A 23,141-nucleotide genomic window follows, 5' to 3' on the forward strand; every position below is an offset into this window, starting at 1 on the left:
TGACAAAAGAGGTACGGAATGAACCATTCCGCACCTCTTTTGTCTACAAAATGATACGACCTGAAACAGGTCGTATTTTTTAAGCTAAATAAGGAACATCGCCACAATCGTAGTGACGATCAGGCCAATGCACACCGGGATAAGATTCCTTCGTGCGAGTTCAAAAGGATCCACATTACAAATGGCAGCGGCGGGTATTAATGCCCAAGGTACCAATGTACCGCCTCCAACCCAGATGGCTGATAGTTGACCTAAAGCAGTCAGTGTGGCTGCACCTCCCCCAATAGCGGCTGAGAATAAATGAGCAACAGATCCGGTTAGGGAGATCCCAGAAAAGCCGGACCCGTCTAATCCAGTAATAGCCCCAACCGTCGTCAAGGTTACTGCTGCAATTTCCTTCGATAATGGCACTGATGCGGCTAATGCTCCACCTAGGTCATTAACAATTCCTTGAGAATCAGCAGGCAAATAGTCACCAAGTATTTTTGCGAAGCCCGAATCTCCTAAATAAAAAAAGGCAGCAATAGGGATGACTGGACCAAATACTTTAAAGCCAAATTGAAACCCTTCTATTAAATAACTGGTTATTTTCTCAAGTCCGTCTTTTCGATGGGAAGTTAACGAGAGAATGACTAATATAAAAACCGCCGTCCCGCCAATAAGGGCTGTAGCATCGCCGCCTTGAAGCTTAAGGACAGACATTGTGATGACATCCGCAATAAAGGCTAATGGGATAAAGAAGGCAAAGAATTTCCGTTGACCTGATGGTAGAAAGTGATCCTTCTCGAAATCTCCATTAACAATAGATGTTTCTTCCTCAAAGAATTTCCCCTTATTCATATCTCGTTTAAGTAGAAAGAAGGCCACAATTGTGGTAACAATCCCCATTGTAATAACCAGTGGTATGCTTGCCTGAATAACAGCAGAGACTGGAAGCGAAGCAGCATCCGCAGTTAATTTAGGTGCTCCTTGAATGACAAAATCCCCAGATAAAGCAATCCCGTGACCAAAAAGGTTCATAGCCATGGCCACGCCTAAAGCAGGAAGTCCTGCGCGTAGAGCGACAGGGAGGAGAACCGCGCCAAGTAGAGCAACGGCTGGGGATGGCCAGAAAAACCAAGAAATTATCATCATCAAAATCCCAATAATCCAGAATGCAAGTGCAGGTGTTTTAATGAATTTGGCAAAGGGAGATATCATAGCTTCATTAATGCCGGTTCGGGTAAGCACTCGACTCATCGCAACAATGATGGAGATGATCAGGATAGTAGGTGCTAATTCGGTAATGGCATAGATAAAGCTGTTGAAAATTCCGCTTATAGAAGCAGAAAAGCTGGCAGTGGCTAATAAGGCAATCGTAAAGATACCAAGAATACACATGAACGTTGTATCTCGTCTCTTTATCATGCATCCAATAATCAAAAGAATGAATCCCACATAGGTCCAATGCAATACAGTTAATTCTACACCCATGACGCATCCTCCAGCCTCTTATCTAAATTTGTCTATTTAGGATATGATGGGCGCTTTTTTTTGTGAATGGTTCTCTCCGTCTGTAGACGGAGAAAAATAGAAACTACAGAAGGTATTTATGGGAAAGAATTCATGATAGATTTAAGAAGAAGGATTAACCTGAAAGAGGAGCTTTAGCGATAAATGAAGAATAGTATAAATAGAGGGAATGAGAGGAAACGGTGTAATGAAAAAGCGTTCGTTGAACCGAGCATTAGCTGCAAGTATTCTTTTATTAACCGGTTTTTTATTGTTGTTTATCAATATAGGAGTCATTTCCTTGGAAATAAAGGAGATGTTTGTCGAGGTTTATCCCATCCTTCTATTATTAGCGGGGGTATACCTGCTTGTTTCTTATTTTTCTAGGAAATCTGGTAATAAACTATTTATCGGGTTGTTTTTGATTACCTATTCAACGTTATCACTAATAAGTAAATTCACGAATTTAGACTTTAAGATTTGGAATTTATGGCCTTTATTAATTGTTTTTATTGGACTACAGCTCTTATTTAGTAAAAATAAACACATCGTATATCAAGATAAAACTGAATATTACGAAGATATCAGCGGATCCAGCTCTAATCATGTCAGGAATGAGCAGGGTGAGTACAGTCAGAAGGTAGAAGAGGCGCTTGTACATCTGGAAAATGGAAAAGTAAAACTACGTGAAGTAGACAAACAGACCCGTGAAAACACTAGTATAGATGGAATTATTCATCAGCAAATTGAGAATGTATGGGCTCAAATTAATAAAAGCCAAGAAACCATTAATTCTTTAAAGCTAATAGGTGAACTTGACCTTCGAAAGAAAAGAAGTAAGGCGAAGTCAAAAGTAAGAAATTCAAAAATGGTAACATTGGGATCAGTGGACTTTAATCAAAGTAATTGGCATTTGGAGCCGATGAATATTTATCACGGCATTGGTGACTATTCTTTTGACTTTAATAAAGCGTATATTCCTGAACGAGAAACATTAATCCAATTAAAAGGTTGGATAGGTGATGTGAATATTCTTATTCCGGAGGGTATCCCAATCCGTGTTCAAGCAAAAGTAACGATTGGTGAAGTGACTATTTTTTCTTCATCTTCTGCACATGTTTTTGGACCGAATGTCTATTTTGAATCTCCACACTACGAAGAGGCAGTCAAAAAAATCGATTTTGTCATTGATATGATGATTGGTGAAGTGAAGATAGATAAAGTTTAGAAAGTAGTGAAATGATGAAAGGGTTTAAATCAGCTTTCTTTCAAAGTTATTTAATGAATGCTTTGTTTAGTTCTTTGTTTTTCTTTATTCTCCTTCAAGTGTATTTACTGACAGCAGAAAATCCGGCTTTTTCCATAAAAACATCTCTTATTCTATCGGTTTTTGTCATGCTATTACTGATGGTTTCTTCTATTTATTTTGGCACTCGCAATCTGTTTATCTTAAATGGTAAGCTTGCAAAAATCAGCGGTTATATTAGAAGTCTGAGGAATGGAAAATTTCCGGACAAATTAAAAGTAGAACATACAGAAGAAACAGCACGAATCATAACTGAGGTGAATTTGCTTGGAGAATACGTACAGGAACAGATCGAACTTTTGCAGAAAATGTCTAATGAGAAGTTAGTTCTCTCTGAACAAGTACATACTGCGGCAGTTATTGAAGAAAGGCAACGAATCGCAAGAGATCTGCACGATGCTGTCAGCCAGCAATTATTTGCATTAAGCATGATGTCAGCGACTGCTATTAAACTATTTGATGACTCTCCAGAAGCTGCGCGAGAACAGCTCATTCAAATGGCCAGTATATCTGTGAAAGCACAGGGAGAGATGCGCGCACTGCTTATGCATTTAAGACCGGTTGAATTACAAAAAGACTCGTTGTGTGACGGAATCATTAAGCTATTACGAGAGTTGAAATCTAAGACCAATCATCATTTTCAAGTAAGTATTGATGAAGTCTTCGGTTTAACAAAAGCGGCAGAAGAGCATTTGTTTAGAATTGTTCAGGAAGCTGTTTCAAATATTATTCGGCATGCAGAAGCTGGAAAAATCAAAGTTGAACTATCCGAGGAAGAGGGATATGTCCATTTATTTATCAGTGACGATGGAAAAGGGTTTGATCCTGAAGATAAAAAAATGGTTTCCTACGGTATTCGATCCATGAAGGAACGCAGTAAAGAAATCGGGGGCGTGATTCAAATACGCTCTATTTACCATGAAGGCACCTATATCGATATTAAAGTTCCTGTAAAGGGTGGAAAAGATGACCAAAATTCGTTTAGTAGTTGTGGATGATCATGAGCTTGTAAGGAAAGGAATCTTGTCCTTTCTATTGACAGAACCTGATATAGAGGTAGTTGGGGAAGGGAAAAGCGGCGCAGAAGCCATTCAGTTAGCTAAGAAACATACACCGGATGTAGTACTCATGGATTTATTAATGGAAAATGGTAATGGTATTGAAGCTACTAAAGTAATAGTAGACACAGGATTAAACAGTCGTGTAGTGATTTTGACGAGCTACTATGACGAAAAGGAAGTAATCCCGGCACTCGAGGCAGGAGCTTTCAGCTTTTTATTAAAAACGTCCTCGGCAGCTGAAGTGGTAACAGCCATCCGAAAAGCAGCTAAAGGAGAGTCCGTCATTGAGCCAAAGGTAACGAATGTTATGGTGAAGCGCTTGAGACATCATGAAAAAAAATTACATGATACATTAACCGAGAGAGAAATGGATGTTTTACAATGCATCAGTGAAGGTATGACAAATGCGGAAATCTCAGAGGATTTATTCATAGGTATCAAAACAGTGAAAACGCATGTTAGTAATATTTTAAGTAAGCTGTCTGTTGCCGATCGAACCCAGGCTGCTGTTTATGCCAATAGAAATAGTATTAGTAAACCGAAAAAAGACTGAACTCTTTTCGGTTCAGTCGTGACTATTCTCTAAGTCCTAATTTGTATTGATTAACATATGGGGGACCGGAGAATATGTTTTTATTAAGGTCTTGCCAAGTGTTCGTGCTCTTATCTGCACTAGAAGAAAAATGGTTCTTCCAACTAGAACTGCTCGATTCGTTCTGCCAGACAGTAAGAATGACATATGTATCGGAATTTAATGGACGAAGGATTCGTAGTCCTATAAAACCGGGTTCTTTTTCAATCGCATCGGCCCGCTTTTTATATCGATGTTCAAAACCCGGACGGTCCTCTTCTCGAACCGGAATGTTATCGAGCACAACAAAACCTCGTTCTGGCAACTCGCCTCTTTGATCGACAACCTCGAATTTACGCGGTGAAGCAAATACCGTTTTTTTACCCTCCGTTTCCTGTAGTAACACCGTTTTCTCAAGATTCTCCATTAGTAATAAATTTTCTTTCTTATGCTTACTCTTTATTTCTTTTAAAAATTCATAGGTTCCTGATGTAATATATACGAACATTGCCAACACCTCCCATTTTTTTATATACTGTATTGTACCCAAAAACAAGATGGATAATCTAGTTTAACGTTTGGAGTGTATGCTCTAATCATTAAAAACGGCGATTTTTTGACAATTGCCTAGGTTTCCTATACTTACATAGTAGAAACGGCTATAGTGAAAAGGGATTCAATTTGAAATTTTCTTTCCTTCTGCTATTCTATTTAAGGAAAGTTTAAAATATTTTTAAAAATTTATTTAATTAAAGGTTTTCAACAATATGACTAGCGTCTAGTGTGGATTGTTTCTCCAGAGCTGTAAAGAGTTCTGATAGATTGGATTGTTATCGATTCAGGAGATATAGTTTTTCTAGCCACGCTCGAAAGGTGGATTTCAATGACAAAAGAATTTAATGATACATTATTAAGAGCTGCAAAAGGGGAAAAGACAGACCATGTACCAGTATGGTATATGCGTCAGGCAGGCAGATCACAGCCAGAGTACCGTAAGATTAAGGAACAATACTCTTTATTCGAAATTACACACCAGCCTGAACTATGTGCTTATGTAACAAGACTGCCAGTTGAACAATACAATGTGGATGCTGCCATTCTTTATAAGGATATAATGACACCTCTTCCTGCACTTGGAGTGGATGTTGAAATTAAATCTGGAATAGGTCCAGTCATTGCAAATCCTATTAAATCTTTAGCGGATGTAGGCAAACTTGGTGAACTATCTCCAGAAGATGATGTGCCATACGTGTTGGATACCATCAAATTATTAACAACTGAACAGTTGTCCGTACCGTTAATTGGTTTTTCTGGTGCACCATTTACGCTTGCTTCTTATATGATCGAAGGCGGACCTTCGAAAAACTATAACAAAACGAAAGCATTTATGTATTCAGAACCGCAAGCATGGTTTGCTTTAATGGATAAATTAGCTGATATGATTATTACCTATGTTAAAGCTCAAATAAAAGCAGGGGTAAAGGCAGTTCAAATCTTTGATTCTTGGGTTGGGGCGTTAAATGTAGAAGATTATCGAATCTTTATTAAACCAATTATGAATCGCATCTTCTCAGAACTTCGTGAAGAAAATGTACCTCTTATTATGTTTGGTGTCGGTGCGAGTCATCTTGCATTAGAGTGGAACGATCTTCCAATTGATGTACTTGGTTTAGATTGGCGCTTACCAATAACAGAAGCGAGAAATAAAGGAATCACTAAAAATCTAATGGGTAATTTAGATCCGGCCATTCTTTTATCTTCTTGGGATGTTATTGAGGAACGGGCGAAGAAAATCCTTGATCAAGGGATGGAACAGCCTGGATATATCTTTAACTTAGGACACGGTGTGTTCCCAGACGTAAATCCAGAAGTTCTGAAGAAATTGACAACTCTAATTCATGAATACTCTTCATGGAAATAACAGTGTGCTCAACTGTTTGATTTTAAACATTTTTGCATGCATGATAAGTAGGACAAACTTTTAAATGAGGTGTAATTGGAATGAGCAGAAAGAAAATGGGCCTATTGGTTATGGCATATGGAACTCCCTATCAAGAAGAAGATATTGAACGGTATTATACGCATATCCGTCATGGAAGAAGGCCCTCTGAAGAACTGATTGCAGACCTGAAAGGACGCTATGAAGCAATTGGCGGATTGTCTCCTTTAGCCAAAATAACTGACGCACAGGCTGCAGCACTTGAGAGCAAATTAAATGCGAGTCAAGATCAAATAGAATTTAAAACATACTTAGGCTTAAAACATATCGAACCTTTCATAGAAGATGCAGTTCAACAAATGAAAGAAGATGGCATAGAGGAAGCGGTAAGTATTGTATTAGCTCCACATTTCTCTACATTTAGTGTGAAATCATACAATGACCGTGCTAAACAAGAATCAGATAAGATTAATGGACCAGCCATTATCCCTGTTGAAAGCTGGTACCAAGAGCCGAAATTTATTCAGTATTGGGTAGATCAATTACAAACAACCATTAGTAAAATGACTCCCGAACAACAGGAGGATTACGTTTTAGTAGTTTCAGCACACAGCCTGCCTGAAAAAATTCTACAAAACGGCGATCCATACCCTGATCAATTACATGAAACAGCTAAACTAATTGCTGAAGCTGCCAATGTGAAAAATTACGCAGTCGGCTGGCAAAGTGCTGGACAAACTCCTGAACCATGGCTTGGACCAGATGTACAGGATTTGACTAGAGATTTATTTAACGAGAAAGGCTATAAAGCATTCATTTATATTCCAGCAGGTTTTATCGCGGAGCATTTAGAAGTGCTTTATGACAATGATTACGAATGTAAAGTTGTTACCGATGAAATTGGAGCTGCCTATTATCGTCCAGAAATGCCTAATGCGAACCCAGCATTCATTGATGCACTGGCAACAGTCATCATGAAACGTTTGAATCAGTAATAAAAAAAAGAAGGCGATGAAAGTGAATCAATCCAAAAAAATAATTGCTGTCATTGGTGGAGGTATCACGGGTCTTGCTTCAGCTTTTTATCTGCAAAAAAAGATAAAAGAGGAAGATTTGCCATACCAGTGTATACTCCTTGATTCATCCCCCCGCCTTGGAGGAAAGATCCAGACTTCTTTCCGTGATGGCTTTGTCATAGAAAAAGGACCCGATTCTTTTCTCGCCTCTAAACAAAGTCCAATCCGTCTTGCGCGGGAAGTGGGATTGGATGGAGAGCTTGTGGCTAGTAAACCAGGTAAATCATTTGTTTTAATTCGTGATAGGCTCCATCCAATTCCGGGAGGAGATAAAGGGATTTCTGCAAACATTAGTCCATTTATTACTTCATCTTTATTTAGTCCCCTTGGCAAACTGAGAGCAGCAGCAGATCTTATTTTGCCGTCAGTTTCTAAAGAGGAGGACCAATCACTAGGTGAATTCTTCAGGTACCGGTTTGGTACAGAGGTATTGGAGAATTTTATTGAACCGCTGCTTTCGGGCATATATACCGGTCATATTGAACGGTTGAGTTTACAGTCGACTTTTCCACAATTCCATCAAATAGAACAGCAATATCGCAGCTTGATAATAGGAATGAAAAAATCTTCAGTAACGGTTGAAAAAGTGATTGGTAAGGATGGGTTCCTTACGTTTAAAACAGGTCTACAGTCATTTGTCGAAGCAATCGAGAAAAAACTCGAACCTGATTCTGTTATAAAAGGTGTAAAAGTTGAGCTGATGGATAAAACGAGCGGGCAGTATAAAATATGTCTAAATAATAACAGTGTCATTATAGCGGATTCTGTCATTATTTCTGCTGGTCATCATGCGGCTTATCAAATGCTTGACGACCTCATATCTGTAGAACCGTTAAAGGAACTTGAGTCAACCAGTGTAGCGACAGTAAATTTGGCCTTTAACAAAAGCGCCATAAAGAAAGATTTAAAAGGTTCCAGCTTTGTCGTAGCGAGGAACAGTGATTATTCAATTACTTCCTGCACATTGACCCACAAAAAATGGCCGCATGCTGTACCAGAGGGTAAGGTACTGCTGCGCTGTTATGTTGGCAGAGTGGGCGATGAAGCAATTATTAATTTATCGGATAAAGAAATCAGTAAGATTGTACTTGAGGATCTTAATAAGACGATGTCAATTACAGAAGAACCGGATTTCTCCATTGTTACCCGTTGGAAAGAAGCCATGCCTCAGTACAAAATTGGTCATAAACAACGGATCCAGGAGATAGAAGACAACCTGTATAATCAGCTGCCTGGGGTGTTTCTAGCAGGAAGCTCATATACTGGCATCGGGATGCCGGATTGTATCGATCAAGCTGAAGCAGCGGTGAAAAAGGTTCTCGATTATATTCAGAATCCCAGTTCCCAGCTTACAGCTGCCCAAGCATGAACAAATTGGTCTTTTTAGGCCAATTTGTTTTTGTATTTTGGGGAAATAATTTCTAGTAAAACTGCTTTCACCTATTCGTTTATAGTGGTAAAATAGGTAATAATTAGTAAAAGAATAGGTGATAAGAATGAGGAGAAAATATCGGCAGTTGAAGGCAGAGAGTCATGGGATGGCTCCCCTTTTAGAATGGGCAATCAGTTTCTTTTTAAATGCTTGTTTCTTTTTGTTTATCGCTTGTTTAATCTTTTTTTTATTATCATAATCATTAAAACAGGACTTGCAACTATTAATAGGGTTTGCTATTATAAATAACGTACTTAATGACTACTTTATTCAATGAGTCAGTTTTGAGGTGAGAGATGACAGTTGATCGTAAAAAACTAATCGTGGATGCCGCGGCGAAATCCTTTGCTCTATTTGGCTACAAAGCAACGACGATGGATCAAGTAGCTAAAATCGCTAATGTTGGAAAAGGTACTATTTATACTTTTTATACCAATAAGGAAGAACTGTTCAAGGAAATTGTATCTGTCATTATTCGTGAAATGAAACAGGAGGCAATACAAGCTATTGACGATGACCAGCCCTTTGTAGAAAATCTTCATCAAGCTTTATACCGTCTTCTTGCTTTTCGGAAAGAGCATCAGTTGTTGATTAAACTTTTTCAAGAAGAGAAAGAAATTGGCACGCCAGCTGTACGGGATATGGTTGAAGAAATTGAAGGTGAAATTATTACGTTCATCAAGAATAAGCTTGAAGTGGCAATTGAAAAAGGCTATATCCGTCCATGTGATGCTGAAATAACGGCTTTCATAGTGTTGAAGATGTATGTGGCACTAATTTTTGATTGGGAAAAAAACCGAGAACCGTTAAAAAAAGAAGCCATTGCTGATTTATTCAAATCTATTTTTGCTCAAGGGATTGTCGATTGACCATTGATAATCCTCATTTTATACAGAAAAATGACTAAATGAACGAATTAGTCATATTGAAAAACAGGAGGACAAATATGTTTAAACAAGAATTAAAATCGCTGTTTACGAATCGAAAAATGCTTATTTCAATTATAGCGATTCTCTTTATCCCTATTCTTTATAGTGGAATGTTCCTATGGGCATTCTGGGATCCGTATGATCGTTTAGAAGATCTTCCTGTTGCAATCGTCAATAGTGATACTGGAGCAGAACTTGATGGCGAAAAGTATGAGCTGGGAAATGAATTTGTTGATAAACTGAAAGAAAGTAAGGAATTTAGCTTTCAATTTGTTGATAAGAAAACAGGATATAAAAACCTTAAAAATCAAAAATATTATCTTTTAGTCGAAATTCCAGAATCATTCTCTGAAAATGCAACGACATTAATGAATGAACACCCTGAGAAACTTGAACTGAAATATGTTCCAAATGAGAGTTTTAACTTCTTATCTGCTCAAATAGGTGAAACAGCCATTGAGAAAATAAAGGGTGCTTTGTCAGTAAAGGTTACGGAAACTTATGCGGAAACAATGTTTGAAAACTTGACGAAAATGGCTGATGGTTTCCAAGCCGCTGATGAAGGAGCAGGTAAACTTAAATCAGGCATTGATGAAGTAAACGATGGTGCAAATACACTCCAAGAAAAGTTAACCCTTCTTGCAGAGAAGCAGGTTCAATTTAAAGAGGGTACAACAAAAGTATCAAGCGGTACACAAGAACTAGAATCAGGTGCTAAAACGTTAGCCGATGGATTAGGAAAGCTGGCTGAAGGTCAAACCCAGCTGTTAGACGGTGCTGTTAAAGCAGAAGATGGTACTAAATCATTACAATCTGGTATTACTCAAGCCAGTCAAGGAATTAAGACAGCTGAAGAGAAGATGGGACAAATAGTAACAGGAACCAAGGATATTAAAGCAGGTTCTGACACACTTACTTCATCTTTAAATCAGTTTGCAGAAGGTGCTGGATCAGCATCTAAAGGTGCAGCAGATGTTAAGAATGGAGTCGCGGCACTTCAAAGTCAACTTGAACCTGTCATGGCTGCATTGCCTGCGGAGAATCAGGCTGCATTGAAAGAAGCATTTGCCCAGCTTAATGCCGGTACTGCCAAGTTAGAAACAGGAAATCAAACGCTAGCAGCTTCTGCAGTGAAAATAGCAGATGGTTCAGCCAGCTTGTCGCAAAATGTCGGTAAGTTGAATGAAGGGCAAATTGCAATGCAACAAGGCCTTCAACAACTGAATGATGGTGGTGCACAGCTGCAGTCAGGAGCGGGTGAGCTTGCCGCAGGCCAATCTAAATTAACCGCTGGACTTGTTACATTTGGTGAGAAACTAAATGAAGCCAAGGCGGGAGGAAATGCTCTTGCCGCAGGTGCTAATACACTTAACACAGGAGTAACTCAATTATCTGACGGTTCCAAACAATTAGCAGACGGTTCTGTTCAATTGGCAGATGGTTCTTCGAAGATTGCGAGTGGTACAACAAAGCTTGCTGACGGTTCAAAAGAATTGAAGGATAAGCTAAATGATGCGGCGAAGGAATCATCAGAAGTAAAAGCAAACGACGAGACGTACAATATGGTAGCTGAACCAGTCGAGGTCGCCAAAGAAAGTGTAAATAAAGTTCCAAACTATGGTACTGGATTTACCCCATACTTCTTATCACTTGGTTTATTTGTAGGAGCGTTACTTTTATCAATTGTATTCCCGCTTCGAGAACCAGTGGGTATTCCGAAAAATGGATTCAGCTGGTTTATTAGTAAGTTTGGTGTGATTGCAGGAGTTGGAATCATTCAAGCAGTAGTGGCATCCCTTCTTGTTATTGCGTTGTTAGGAATTGAGGTACAAAGTGTACCACTATTTATCCTATTTTCGATTATCACATCGCTTGTATTCATTACATTAATTCAATTACTCGTTACTGTAATGGGAGATCCGGGCCGCTTTATTGCAATTATCATTTTGATCCTGCAATTAACAACCAGCGCAGGAACATTCCCATTAGAATTGATACCAGAACCGCTGCAGGTATTTAACCGTCTTCTGCCAATGACGTATTCTGTTAGAGGCTTTAAAGAGGTTATCTCAAGTGGAAACTTCAGTTTAATGTGGCAAAATGGATATATTCTAATCGGCTATGCAGTAGTGTTTATGCTAGGCACAATCACTTACTTTGTAATTAGACATAAACATAGATATTCAGGAATCAGCAAAACCGAAACTGAAGCATAAAAAAAAGAACTCCCCTTTAATTAAAGGGGAGTTCTTTTTGCCTAAAACTAAAAAGCAGCGAGGAATGATACTCACTGCTTCACTAAGGCCTATAATTAAGATTGAAGACAATGATCACATTTATTTCCATAGCATTCATGTTGTTCTTCAATTTTCTTTCCACATTCTGCACATTTTTTTGCCGGTAGGTTCTTAAAGAATTCAATACTGCTCTTAATCAAAATGATCATCCTCCTCCGAATTTTCTGTTTATTTATTATACTTTTATTGTATTATAACAGTTTTTGATTGTCAAGACTTTGTTTTATAACAAATTGAAAAAGATGAAAAGATAGACAGAATGTTTTATATTAGGAAGAGGAAGAATAGTTATCCTTAAAGGAGTGTTGTCCTTGAAACTAACCGTCATTGGCTGTTGGGGTGGATACCCTGCCAAAAATGAAGCTACATCAGGTTACTTACTTGAGTATGGTGAGTATCGAGTTCTGTTAGACTGTGGAAGCGGTGTTCTAGCACAGCTTCAAAACCATCTTGAACCTGAGAATTTAGATGCGATTGTTTTAAGTCATTATGATGCGGATCATGTAGCTGATATTGGTGTGTTGCAGCATGCATTGCTGATCAAACAATTTCAGGGAAGTGCCAAAAAAACTACGCCTATCTATGGTCATGACTTAGATGCAGCAGCCTTTGCAAAGCTGGATTTTCGGGAAGTGACGAAGGGAATTGCGTACAATCAAGAAAAACCGGTACAAGTAGGCCCGTTAACATTTACCTTTTTACGTACTAAGCATCCTGTACCATGCTTTGCTATGCGGATAGAGGTTGATGGGAAATCGATTGTGTATACAGGGGATAGTTCTTATTTTGAAGAACTAGCTGAATTTGCACAGGACGCTACAATACTTTTATGTGAAAGTAATTTTTATGCGGATATGGACGGAACGGCAGCTGGACATATGACCAGTAAAGAGGCTGCTAAGATTGCTAATAATGCAGGAGTTCAGCTGCTTATGTTGACTCACCTGCCTCATTTTGGAGACATAAACAAATTGAAAAAAGAAGCATCCGAGGTTTTCACAAGAGAAATTGCAATAGCAAGAAATGGGCTCGAATATCAAATATAAGCAAACTATAGGAAAGCAGGAGAAAAGACGATGTTATTTATCGATAATAAAGGCATACATGATCCAATGATGAACCTGGCCATAGAAGAATATGTACTCCGGAATCTTGATGTTAATGAAAGTTATTTGTTATTTTACATAAATGAACCTTCCATTATTATTGGGAAAAATCAAAATACAGCAGAAGAAATAAATACAGAATATGTTGAAGAACAGGGAATTAAGGTAGTGCGTCGATTATCAGGCGGAGGCGCTGTTTATCATGATCTAGGTAACTTGAACTTCAGCTTTATAACTAAGGATGACGGAGAGAGCTTCCACAACTTCCAAAAGTTCACTGAACCAGTTGTAAAGGCACTGAAAAAGCTGGGAATTAACGCGGAGCTAAGCGGGAGAAATGATATTCTTGCAGAAGGAAAAAAATCTCTGGGAATGCTATGTTTTCAACGCGTGGACGGATGTTCAGTCACGGAACTTTAATGTTTGATGTCAACGTCGATGATGTAGTGGCTTCACTGAAAGTGAAAAAAGACAAAATTGAATCTAAAGGCATCAAATCTGTTAGAAGCAGGGTAACCAATATTGCAGATTTTCTAGAAAATCCAATTACAATTGAAGAATTTAAATCACTTATTCTAAAGTATATTTTTGAAGACAGTGAGGAAGTTCCTGAATATGTATTGACGGAAGAGGATTGGAATAAAATCCATGAGATTTCAAAAGAGCGTTATCAGAGCTGGGATTGGAATTATGGAAAATCACCAAAATTCAACCTGCAGAATTCACATCGTTTTCCCGTAGGTTCAATTGATATTCGTCTAGAAGTTAACAAAGGACGCATTGAAAGCTGCAAAATTTACGGAGACTTTTTTGGTGTCGGAGAAGTAGCAGAAATTGAAGAATTATTGAATGGTGTGCGTTATGAAAGAGAAGCCATTGCAGATGCGTTAGCCGACCTGGATGTTACTCACTATTTCGGAAAAGTAACAAAAGATGAATTAATCAATTTGATTTATTAAAAGAAGCGTGTTTATCCGATATTTCGGATAAGACACGCTTCTTTTTTTATTTACTAGTAATTACATTATTTTCAGTTTAATGGAAAGAATTTCTTGATAGGTCTATTCTCTTTTAATATAATATATTGGAAGCGATTTTTTTTTCGATTTATGAATGAATAATCATTCATAAACCTGGATAATCATGAAAAGGGAAAGGCGAAAAATGGATGCCTGTCAGGCCTGAACAAGGCGCCTGTGCATTTCAGTGTCCAGCTGCGGCATCCTGCTTGCTGTGGAAAAGAAGCCGGTCCCATAAGGCAAAGACCGCCTTTTGGTCCCGTCCCTATTTCCTTCGCAAGCAAAACGGATGCCTCCGCATTTCAGTGTGTCTAGCTGCGGCGCCTAGGCCTTCGGGTCATAAGCCCATCCTCTCCGCAAGGTAAAGAGCACCTTGCTCTGAGGCTGATCTTATGCCTGTCAGGCCTGAACAAGGCGCCTCCGCATTTCTTTTAAGGAGGGGTATTTGTGAATTTATCGGATCAGCTTCACCGTACGGCTCAGGTTAAGGCAGAAAAGCCAGCTTATTATTTTATGGACAAAGGGACGTCTTATGGGGAATTGGATGCATCGGTTACAATGTTTGCAGATCAGCTGCATAAACTAGGAATTTCGAAGGGGGATCATGTCGCGTTGCTTATCGGAAATTCGCCGCATTTCATCATTGGGATGTATGCTGCGTTAAGGGTGGGTGCAACAGTCATTCCTGTTAATCCGATTTATACACCTGATGAGATAGGCTTTATCATGAATAACGGAGATGTTAAGGCGATTATTGCACTTGATTTACTTGTCCCGCTGTTAGAAAAAATGAATCCTGTTTTGTCAACAGTAGAGCATATGATTATATGCGAGACAGGTGCTGACCAAGGTGGAATGGATATAAGTCAGTTATCTATTTATCCTAAAATGAAATCGTTTACACAGTTAGTTTCTTCTGGCGATAGTCAGTTTAGTGGGCCTATTTTAGATGAAGAGGATGTTGCTTTAATCTTATATACATCCGGAACGACTGGAAAACCTAAGGGAGCCATGCTTACTCATCGCAATCTGTACTCGAATGCGAAAGATGTCAGTGATTACTTAAAAATCAATGAAGATGATCGCGTCGTAACCACACTTCCTATGTTTCACGTGTTTTGCATGACGGTTGCTTTGAATGCTCCATTAATGAGTGGAGGAACACTCCTGATTGTTCCTAAATTCAGTCCAAAAGAAGTATTCAGGTTGATAAAAAAATATGAAGCAACTGTTTTCGCGGGCGTTCCAACCATGTTTAATTTCCTTTATCAATATCCAGATGTAGACCCGAAAGAATTATCCTCGCTTCGGTTATGTATTTCAGGAGGATCCGCCATGCCTGTTGCGATATTAAAAGCCTTTGAACAAAAGTTCAATGTATTTATTTCAGAAGGGTATGGGTTATCGGAAGCATCACCGGTCACCTGTTTTAATCCGCTGGATCGTCCTAGGAAAGCTGGATCAATCGGCACATCTATTATTCATGTTGAAAACAAGGTGGTCGATGAACTTGGGGAAGAAGTACCGGTTGGACAGGTTGGCGAATTAATTGTTAGAGGTCCTAACGTTATGAAGGGGTATTACAAGCTGCCTGAAGAGACAACAGCCACTTTAAAAGACGGCTGGCTTTATACAGGAGATTTAGCCAAGATGGATGAAGAAGGGTACTTCTTCATTGTAGATCGTAAAAAGGAATTGATTATTGTCGGTGGATTCAATGTTTATCCTCGCGAGGTGGAAGAAGTACTATTTAACCATCCGGATATAATTGAAGCAGCAACTATCGGAGTTCCAGATCCAAACCAAGGTGAAGTTGTTCATTGTTTTGTAGTAACAAAAAATGCAGATTTGTCGGAAGATGACATCATTGCCTATTGCGCTGAACATTTAGCGAAATATAAAGTACCGAAACAAATTGAATTCTTATCGGAACTTCCCAAAAATACGACTGGGAAAATATTACGTCGTTCACTGAAACCCCAATTACAGAAATAAAAAAAGAACCAGCTGGCAGACACGAGGTGTTTGGTTCAGCTGGTTTTTTCGTTTTCAGCACATAATAAATAAGATAATTAAATTTCCTGCTTACCCCTTACTGAAAATGGGAATAGACTTATATACAAAACAGAATGGTGAGGAAGGAAGTGGGAGCAGTGCCTTGTATTTTATATGAAGTTGAATCCAGCATTGCACATATTACAATCAATCGGGAAGAAGCCCTAAATACGATAAATTTAAAAATGGTTGAACGATTACAAGCGGTAATTAATGATATTGCTGTCAATCCGCAAGTGGGTGTAGTGATTATTTCAGGAGCGGGACAAAGGGCGTTTAGTGCCGGAGGTGATTTACATGATCCAGCCTTTTCTGAAAGCTCAAAAATGGTTGAAACTTTAAAAAAACTTAATGATTTATTAGATAGTATTGACAATCTTCCGCAGCCTACGATTGCAGCGATTAACGGCTACGCTTTTGGCGCCGGCTTTGAATTAGCTTTAGCCTGTGATTTCCGTATAGCTGTCGACCAAACACTTATGGGGCTTCCGCAAACGAATATTGGCTTAATTCCTGGTGCAGGTGGTACACAGAGGCTGCCTCGTTTAATCGGAGAAACAAAGGCACTCGAATTAATTCTTACCGGTAAACGGGTCACTTCACTTGATGCCTATCAATATGGTTTCATTACCAAGGTTGTTTCCAATCAAATTCTTGAAGAAGAAGCTGTTAATATGGCTAAGATTATGCTCAGAAATGGTCCATTGGCATTACAACAGGCTAAATATGCTGTTAAAAATGGCTTAAAGACAGATATTCAACAAGGTAAAAAGATAGAAGAGCTGTGTTTTGCTAAAACAGCAGCGAGTGAAGATTTTCTTATAGGATTACATGCTTTTTTTGAAAAAAAACAAGCAGAGTTTCATGGAAATTAAAAGCAGAACATGCACGCTCCATATAAGGACATAATAAGATAATTAATTCCCCCTAATGAATAGTGCAGCTCTTCAGTGAACGGATTATTTCCTTGTCAATCAACTAGAAAAAAGGTAATATAAACTTTAAAAAATTTACCTATTACAACTAGAAAGGAGAGATAAACTTGAGAGATGTCACCCTCCAGAATATATTTGAGCACCACATTGCCCAGAAATACTTGACCCGCTCAGGACTCGCGCATGCCATTGCCGTTGCATATCATGCGTTTCATCTAGCCAAAGAAGAAAATCTAGACGTGGACATAGCTGCAAAAGCGGGACTGCTCCATGATATGGGCCACTTTACTTGGTATCGTAATGGAAAATGGGATTACGATCTCTATCGGCAGAATGATATCCATGCGATTAAAGGTGCAGAACGTGCGCACAAGCTGCTGATTCGCCTCGGAGAAAACCCCATACGCGCCCGAACCATTGCATTGGCGATTTTGTTTCACACAGATTCATTCCTGCCTACGAATGATATTGAACGAACTGCTCTACAGCAAATAGTAAAGAAAGCCGATGAAAAGGATGAAGAAGAAGGCGGTCTTCATCACTATCGGGAAATTGACTTGGAACGCGCAAGGGAGAGTATCCGAAGATTGGACAACCTAATAGATACAGAAGAAGCTAAAGAGCTGTCATCCTAAAAACGATGGCGGCTCTTTTGTGTGATCAAGTAACAGCCTAGTAAACTTTTCAAGAAAAAAGTATACTAATAGAAAATGTTTACAAATGAAAATAAGAAATGACGGATATAGGAGGAAGAATTATGGAAACAGAGCGGCTGCGAATTTTTGATGAACAGTATATGGAAATGGGCTCCTTGCCTCGAAAAGAGGTACATAAACAAGGTCATTGGCACGAAACGTTTCATTGTTGGTTTGTAAGGAGAGAGAGCAATCAGACGTTTTTAACCTTGCAGTTACGCAGTAAGGTGAAAAAGGATTTCCCAAATCTCCTTGATATTACAGCTGCCGGACATTTACTAGATACGGAGTCTGTTCAGGATGGGGTTAGGGAGATTGAAGAGGAAATTGGGATAAAGGTAAATATGATAGACCTCATTCCAGTCGGAAGAATTAAGAATGAATTGATTCTTAATCAATTTATAGACCGAGAGTTTTGTCATGTATACCTATATGTAATATCACTTGAAAATGAACAGTATACGCTGCAGGAAGAAGAGGTTTCCGGTATGTTTCAGGCAAAACTTGAAGACCTGAAAGCCTTATACAAGGAGAAGACATCTGAAATTGAGGTAAAAGGATTTACAGTAGGTGAGGACGGAAGCAGGAGTGAGGCTGTAATCGCTGTTAGGAAGGAGTCCTTTGTGCCGCATGGTGAAACGTATATGCAGACCCTTTTTAAGGCGGTGGAGGAACTGTCTTTTGAAGAATAATTAGAGGGAAAGATGGGGGCTTAGGGATGACAGAAGTAAATATTCAAAATGAGTCTCCTGCATTTGGTATGGGTGTAAAAGCAGGTACGGGTATTGCTATCGGGTACGCTCCAATTGCTGTAACTTATGGATTACTAGCGAAAACCACCGGACTCACTATGGGAGAAACCCTTTTATTAAGTATGATTGTTTATGCAGGAGCTGCTCAGTACATAGCCTTAAATTTATTGGTGTTAGGGACTGGAGCAATAGAAATTATTTTGACAACCTTTATTGTGAATATCCGTCATTTTCTGTTATCTGCTTCGCTGAATGAAAAAAGCAGGAAAGAAGATAGTGTGATCAAAAAGATGATCTATGCTTTTGGGATAACAGACGAAACGTTTTCTGTGGCCGCCGTCAAGCCTGGAGAATTAACTGCAGGCTATATGTATGGGCTGAATGTGACCGCCTATGGCAGCTGGGTGCTTTTTTCTGGGATCGGCCATCTATTCGGAGCGAGCCTTCCTCAAATCCTCCAGGAAAGCATGTCAGTAGCATTGTATGCAATGTTTATTGGATTGTTGGTTCCAACCTTGAAAGGATCGTGGAAGCTTGTTTTTTTGGCGGCAATTGCTGCTTCCTTTAATTGTATCTTTATCATGGGAGACATACTAAGCAACGGCTGGGCAATAGTTGCTTCTGCTCTTCTATCTGCGTTTCTCGTAGAACTCCTCAGTACCCTGAAGGAAAAGGCAGGTGTACATCATGAGTAGCAGTATAATTCTGATGATTGCAGCCATGGGTATGGTTACATATATTCCTAGAATGCTGCCCTTTGTTATGTTGAATGGCAGGGAACTGCCGCCATTTCTTCAGCGAGTATTAAAAAATATTCCGTATGCAATCTTAGGGGCATTAATATTCCCTGGAGTTCTCTACATTCAAGAAGACATCCGCTTTGGTGTTGTCGGTGCTGTCTCTGCCTTTGTACTGGCTTACCTAGGAGCCAATATCATGGTCATCATTATTGGAGCCATAGTAACCTTAAGTTTATTTTCTCTCTTTCTATGACTCCATCTTTTATTTAACTTCTTTCATAATCCGGGCGTATACTTTATCTTTGTCAAAGCTGTCTTCGCCCATCCCAAATACTTTGATCACACGATTATTTTTATCAAGGAGATAAGTGGCGCTGGTATGGACAAAATCCCCGTTGCCAGACTCACGGTATTGAAAGTTAAATTGGTCGGCAAGTTTTTGGGTATCCTTGACACTACCGCGAAGAAATTCCCAGCCAGCTGTCTGGCCAGCGTCAAAATTCGCTGCATAGTCATTTAGAGTCTGCTCTGTATCTACTGTTGGATCAATAGTAACTGTTAGGAATTCAACTTGGGTGTCAAAGACCTTAGCAGCTGTTAATTGAGTTTGGAGCTTTTTCATTTGAAAAGTAGTAGTGGGACATATATCTGGACATGCTGTGTAAATAAACTCAAGCAGGCGGACCTTAGGAGCCAATTCTTCAAAACTAAATGTCGATCCAGTATGTGTGGTCATTACCATTTCTTTTGGAAATTCCATTTTTGATTGACGATATTCACTAAAGTAATAAATACCAGTACTAATCCCAATGACTAAAAGTGTACAAAAAATGACGTAAAGCTTTTTCATATCGTCCATCCCCTTATTCTAATAGTAAGAAAGCAAAAAATAGGTAAAATATTCATAATGCTTTCGTACTATTTAACTATACACAACAAAATTGGGAATGGACTGTGTAATTAGGTGAAATAAAGAAGATTGTTTGAACATTCTCTTACAATTAAGTGGACAAAATTCCTTTAATTGGTTTTGGTTCTATCTTGTCCATTTTTAACTACACTAGAAAGAGATGATTGATGATTAGGGGGAAATAGCATGGCTAGAAAATGGGCGGGAACGGCTATTGTGATATATTTTCTAATCTTAGTGTTCATGTACTGGTATCTTTTCAATGGAGATACATCACTACCTGAAAAATGGGTAGGTACGGCTGCTGATCCAGCAACGTTTTTAAATGCACGGGAATTGATGTTAAGTGAGCAGTACTCTCAAATAAGGAACTTTATGTTTTTTGCTTATAATGCTTTTGACTGGATTGTTTATTTCTTTATTCTTTTGTTCGGATTATCTCGAGTATTTGAAAGGGTGGCGGCTAGTCAATCTAAATGGAGAATCGTACAAGCAGCCGTTTATTTATTTTTACTCTCTCTGCTTTCCTATGTTGTGACGTTTCCATTAAGCTATATTAGTTATAATTTAAGTAAAAGTTATCATATCAGCACCCAGACGTTTTCTTCCTGGATGAAGGATGGTCTCATTGATTTTTGGGTCAATTTTGGCCAAATGGTTATAATCGTTTCCGTATTATATTGGTTGATCAATAAAAGCCCGAAAAAATGGTGGTTTCATGCTTGGATCCTTTCGATTCCATTTTTCTTTTTTATGATGTTTATTCAGCCTGTGGTCATTGACCCGCTCTATAATGATTTTTATCCATTAAAAAACAAAGAATTAGAAACCGAAATTCTTAAGCTTGCTAGTCAAGCTGATATTCCTGCGGAACATGTATATGAAGTGAATATGGCTGAAAAAACAAATGCGCTTAATGCCTATGTCACTGGAATTGGTGCCAACTCTCGAATTGTTTTGTGGGATACAACTCTTAATCGGTTGAAGGAAAAAGAAATACTCGTCATTATGGCCCATGAAATGGGACATTACGTCGAAAAACATATTTATATAGGAATCGCGGGGTATTTAATTCTCACCTTTGCTGGACTATGGTTAACAGCAAGATTGATGAATAGTATCATCACTCGGTATGGTAAGGTTCTAAAAATTACAGGTATTGGAAACCTTAGTTCACTCCCGCTTTTTTTACTAGTTACCGCTATGCTGCTCTTTGCATCAAGTCCGCTTTCTAACTTTGTGTCGCGCTATCAGGAAGCGAGGGCTGACCAGTATGCGATGGAGATGCTCCAAGATAAAGACAGTGCCATTACGATGTTTCAAGAATTAACACGTTCTGGATTAAGTCAAGTGAACCCGCCGTTGTTAGTAAAATGGTTTCGGTATTCACACCCTACTATGTTGGAAAGAATAATATCTGTAGAAAATTATCATACTGTAGAGAAATAAGCCGGAGTATCGGCTTATTTTTTATGAAAAAGAGGAATATCCAAGGGCTGAATAAATATTTTCATTATCAGAAAAAACTATTAAATTTTCACTTTATTCGCTCTCTACTATAATAAAGGAAATTGGAATTATATATGCAGGGAGATAGGTAGATGTATAAAGTATTAGCCATTGTTTTTGGTTCTATTGTTGTCGGTGTTGCATACAATATGTTTTTAATTCCTCATAAAATATTAAGCAGCGGATTAAGCGGAATCGCAATTATGCTTGGAATCGTTACCCCGCTTAATACAGGAATTCTTAACTTTTTACTCAATCTGCCCCTGTTGATATTAGGGGTATTAAAACTTGGTAAACAATTTATCAGTTATACCATTTTGTCTGTTGTTGTTCTTTCTATCAGTTTATACCTAATCCCTATTCAAGCCATTTCAACTGAACCCATTCTTTCTTCATTATTTGGCGGAGTACTGACAGGAGTAGGGATTGGCATAATTTTTCGTGCTTCAGGTTCATCAGGTGGTTTTGATATTATCGCTATGCTGCTGCAAAAGAAAAATGATTTTCCTTTAGGCACACTTCTTTCTGCTATGAACGCTGTGGTTGTGGTTATTTCAGGTTTTGTATTTGGCTGGGACGCAGCGCTGAACACCTTAGTGGCGATTTATGCGACGGGAAAAGTAATTGATACGATTCACACAAATCATATTAAATTAACGTTAATGATTGTTACGAATAAGGGTGATGAATTAAAAACCAAGTTACTAGCTAATCTTTATCGGGGAATTACGATGATGGATGGTCAAGGAGCTTATACGGGGCAAGAACGAAAAATTTTAATGACTGTCATTACACGTTATCAATTAACAGAAGTTAAAAGTTTGATAAATGAAGTCGATCCAGATGCGTTTGTTAATATCACTGAAACAACCGAAGTCGTTGGTATGTTTCATCGTGGGTAGTTAGTAAAAAATCTCTCAATTTAGAAAGACCGTTGATTGAAGAGGAAGGCGTGAAGACTCCTGCGGGCTCACGGCCCGCCCGCGGAAAGTGAAACGCCTGGAACGGAAATCAACAGCCCCATTTAAAAGCCTCTCCAATGTGGAGAGGCTTTTTTACTGCGATTAACCAAACAAGGTTAATAAATGATTCATCTCATGGCTTAATTTCATAAATCCTTTTTTGTCCTTCAAATCAAGAGCGTCATCAATCTGCTTCTGGAGTTTACTCTTCTTCTCTTTGAGTATGGCTTCGTGGATGATCATATCAATAAAGACTTCTTGCAATGGGGCATTTACTTTTCGCTTTTTTAAGCTTGAGGACTCTGCCAAATCTGAATATGACTTATCATTTTTCATGAAGACCACTCCTGACACTT

21 protein-coding genes and 2 pseudogenes are annotated in these 23,141 nt (G+C 38.7%); 18 read left to right on the plus strand and 5 right to left on the minus strand.

What is annotated here, in order from left to right:
• Positions 1-84 precede the first annotated feature (84 nt).
• Positions 85-1,473 carry a membrane protein gene (locus tag WYK_RS02465; RefSeq protein ID WP_040372963.1) on the minus strand — a complete coding sequence of 463 codons (1,389 nt, stop codon included), beginning with the start codon at positions 1,471-1,473 and terminating at the stop codon, positions 85-87.
• A 226-nt stretch (positions 1,474-1,699) separates the two neighbouring features.
• On the opposite strand from WYK_RS02465, the gene liaF reads away from it, so the two are divergent.
• From liaF to WYK_RS02485, 3 genes are read left to right on the plus strand one after another with little or no spacing between them, the layout of a single operon-like run.
• The gene (liaF, locus tag WYK_RS23150) at positions 1,700-2,719 is read left to right on the plus strand and encodes a cell wall-active antibiotics response protein LiaF (protein ID WP_051387278.1); all 1,020 of its coding nucleotides are present in this window, start codon (positions 1,700-1,702) and stop codon (positions 2,717-2,719) included.
• Between the two features lie 11 nt (positions 2,720-2,730).
• Positions 2,731-3,795, plus strand: coding sequence for a sensor histidine kinase (locus tag WYK_RS02480; RefSeq protein ID WP_040372965.1), 1,065 nt, complete (start codon positions 2,731-2,733; stop codon positions 3,793-3,795).
• On the plus strand, positions 3,764-4,411 hold the full coding sequence (locus WYK_RS02485) for a response regulator (RefSeq protein ID WP_040372966.1): 648 nt from the start codon (positions 3,764-3,766) through the stop codon (positions 4,409-4,411). The genes WYK_RS02480 and WYK_RS02485 overlap by 32 nt, the downstream gene beginning before the upstream one ends.
• 22 nt (positions 4,412-4,433) lie before the next feature.
• Here WYK_RS02485 and WYK_RS02490 read toward each other — a convergent pair whose 3' ends face one another.
• Positions 4,434-4,937, minus strand: coding sequence for an antibiotic biosynthesis monooxygenase family protein (locus WYK_RS02490; protein WP_040372967.1), 504 nt, complete (start codon positions 4,935-4,937; stop codon positions 4,434-4,436).
• A 375-nt stretch (positions 4,938-5,312) separates the two neighbouring features.
• On the opposite strand from WYK_RS02490, the gene hemE reads away from it, so the two are divergent.
• The 5 genes and pseudogenes from hemE to WYK_RS02515 all read left to right on the plus strand — a co-directional run bounded on the left by hemE (position 5,313) and on the right by WYK_RS02515 (position 12,021).
• Positions 5,313-6,350, plus strand: coding sequence for a uroporphyrinogen decarboxylase (gene hemE, locus WYK_RS02495; RefSeq protein ID WP_040372968.1), 1,038 nt, complete (start codon positions 5,313-5,315; stop codon positions 6,348-6,350).
• A gap of 80 nt (positions 6,351-6,430) precedes the next feature.
• Positions 6,431-7,363, plus strand: coding sequence for a ferrochelatase (gene hemH / locus WYK_RS02500; RefSeq protein ID WP_040372970.1), 933 nt, complete (start codon positions 6,431-6,433; stop codon positions 7,361-7,363).
• Positions 7,364-7,379: 16 nt separating this feature from the next.
• Positions 7,380-8,813, plus strand: coding sequence for a protoporphyrinogen oxidase (gene hemY / locus WYK_RS02505; protein WP_407951461.1), 1,434 nt, complete (start codon positions 7,380-7,382; stop codon positions 8,811-8,813).
• Positions 8,814-9,172: 359 nt separating this feature from the next.
• Positions 9,173-9,752: pseudogene (locus WYK_RS02510) on the plus strand (TetR/AcrR family transcriptional regulator).
• A 70-nt stretch (positions 9,753-9,822) separates the two neighbouring features.
• Positions 9,823-12,021 (plus strand): YhgE/Pip domain-containing protein, encoded by a 2,199-nt coding sequence (locus WYK_RS02515; protein ID WP_040372976.1) that lies wholly within the window; start codon positions 9,823-9,825, stop codon positions 12,019-12,021.
• 95 nt (positions 12,022-12,116) lie between these two features.
• Here WYK_RS02515 and yhfH read toward each other — a convergent pair whose 3' ends face one another.
• Positions 12,117-12,263 (minus strand): protein YhfH, encoded by a 147-nt coding sequence (gene yhfH, locus WYK_RS23635; RefSeq protein ID WP_268870026.1) that lies wholly within the window; start codon positions 12,261-12,263, stop codon positions 12,117-12,119.
• Between the two features lie 150 nt (positions 12,264-12,413).
• Between yhfH and WYK_RS02520 the strand changes: the two genes are divergently transcribed.
• The 8 genes and pseudogenes from WYK_RS02520 (at position 12,414) to WYK_RS02555 (ending at position 19,657) form a co-directional block, all read left to right on the plus strand.
• Positions 12,414-13,148 carry an MBL fold metallo-hydrolase gene (locus WYK_RS02520; protein WP_040372978.1) on the plus strand — a complete coding sequence of 245 codons (735 nt, stop codon included), beginning with the start codon at positions 12,414-12,416 and terminating at the stop codon, positions 13,146-13,148.
• 30 nt (positions 13,149-13,178) lie between these two features.
• Positions 13,179-14,167 (plus strand): annotated as a pseudogene (locus WYK_RS02525) (lipoate--protein ligase).
• A gap of 507 nt (positions 14,168-14,674) precedes the next feature.
• Positions 14,675-16,222, plus strand: a complete 1,548-nt coding sequence (locus WYK_RS02530) for a fatty acid--CoA ligase family protein (RefSeq protein ID WP_040372980.1) — start codon at positions 14,675-14,677, stop codon at positions 16,220-16,222.
• A 149-nt stretch (positions 16,223-16,371) separates the two neighbouring features.
• Positions 16,372-17,157: an enoyl-CoA hydratase-related protein gene (locus WYK_RS02535; RefSeq protein ID WP_235782421.1), complete on the plus strand. Its 786-nt coding sequence runs from the start codon at positions 16,372-16,374 to the stop codon at positions 17,155-17,157.
• A 167-nt stretch (positions 17,158-17,324) separates the two neighbouring features.
• Positions 17,325-17,852 (plus strand): HD domain-containing protein, encoded by a 528-nt coding sequence (locus WYK_RS02540; protein WP_040372984.1) that lies wholly within the window; start codon positions 17,325-17,327, stop codon positions 17,850-17,852.
• A 122-nt stretch (positions 17,853-17,974) separates the two neighbouring features.
• The gene (locus WYK_RS02545) at positions 17,975-18,604 is read left to right on the plus strand and encodes an NUDIX hydrolase (RefSeq protein WP_040372986.1); all 630 of its coding nucleotides are present in this window, start codon (positions 17,975-17,977) and stop codon (positions 18,602-18,604) included.
• 26 nt (positions 18,605-18,630) lie between these two features.
• Positions 18,631-19,359, plus strand: coding sequence for an AzlC family ABC transporter permease (locus WYK_RS02550; protein ID WP_040372988.1), 729 nt, complete (start codon positions 18,631-18,633; stop codon positions 19,357-19,359).
• Positions 19,352-19,657, plus strand: a complete 306-nt coding sequence (locus WYK_RS02555) for an AzlD domain-containing protein (RefSeq protein ID WP_040372990.1) — start codon at positions 19,352-19,354, stop codon at positions 19,655-19,657. Before WYK_RS02550 ends, WYK_RS02555 begins: the two co-directional genes overlap by 8 nt.
• 9 nt (positions 19,658-19,666) lie before the next feature.
• On the opposite strand, the gene WYK_RS02560 is transcribed toward WYK_RS02555, so the two are convergent.
• The gene (locus tag WYK_RS02560) at positions 19,667-20,254 is read right to left on the minus strand and encodes an SCO family protein (RefSeq protein ID WP_040372992.1); all 588 of its coding nucleotides are present in this window, start codon (positions 20,252-20,254) and stop codon (positions 19,667-19,669) included.
• Between the two features lie 246 nt (positions 20,255-20,500).
• Between WYK_RS02560 and WYK_RS02565 the strand changes: the two genes are divergently transcribed.
• Complete coding sequence (locus WYK_RS02565) at positions 20,501-21,763, plus strand: M48 family metallopeptidase (protein WP_040372993.1); 1,263 nt, start codon at positions 20,501-20,503, stop codon at positions 21,761-21,763.
• Positions 21,764-21,915: 152 nt separating this feature from the next.
• Positions 21,916-22,725, plus strand: coding sequence for a YitT family protein (locus tag WYK_RS02570; protein WP_040372994.1), 810 nt, complete (start codon positions 21,916-21,918; stop codon positions 22,723-22,725).
• Between the two features lie 162 nt (positions 22,726-22,887).
• On the opposite strand, the gene WYK_RS02575 is transcribed toward WYK_RS02570, so the two are convergent.
• On the minus strand, positions 22,888-23,141 hold a 254-nt coding region (locus WYK_RS02575; protein ID WP_235782422.1), incomplete at its 5' end, for an IDEAL domain-containing protein.

It is taken from the genome of Peribacillus psychrosaccharolyticus ATCC 23296 (assembly GCF_000305495.1).
Taxonomy (GTDB): Bacteria; Bacillota; Bacilli; order Bacillales; family DSM-1321; genus Peribacillus; species Peribacillus psychrosaccharolyticus.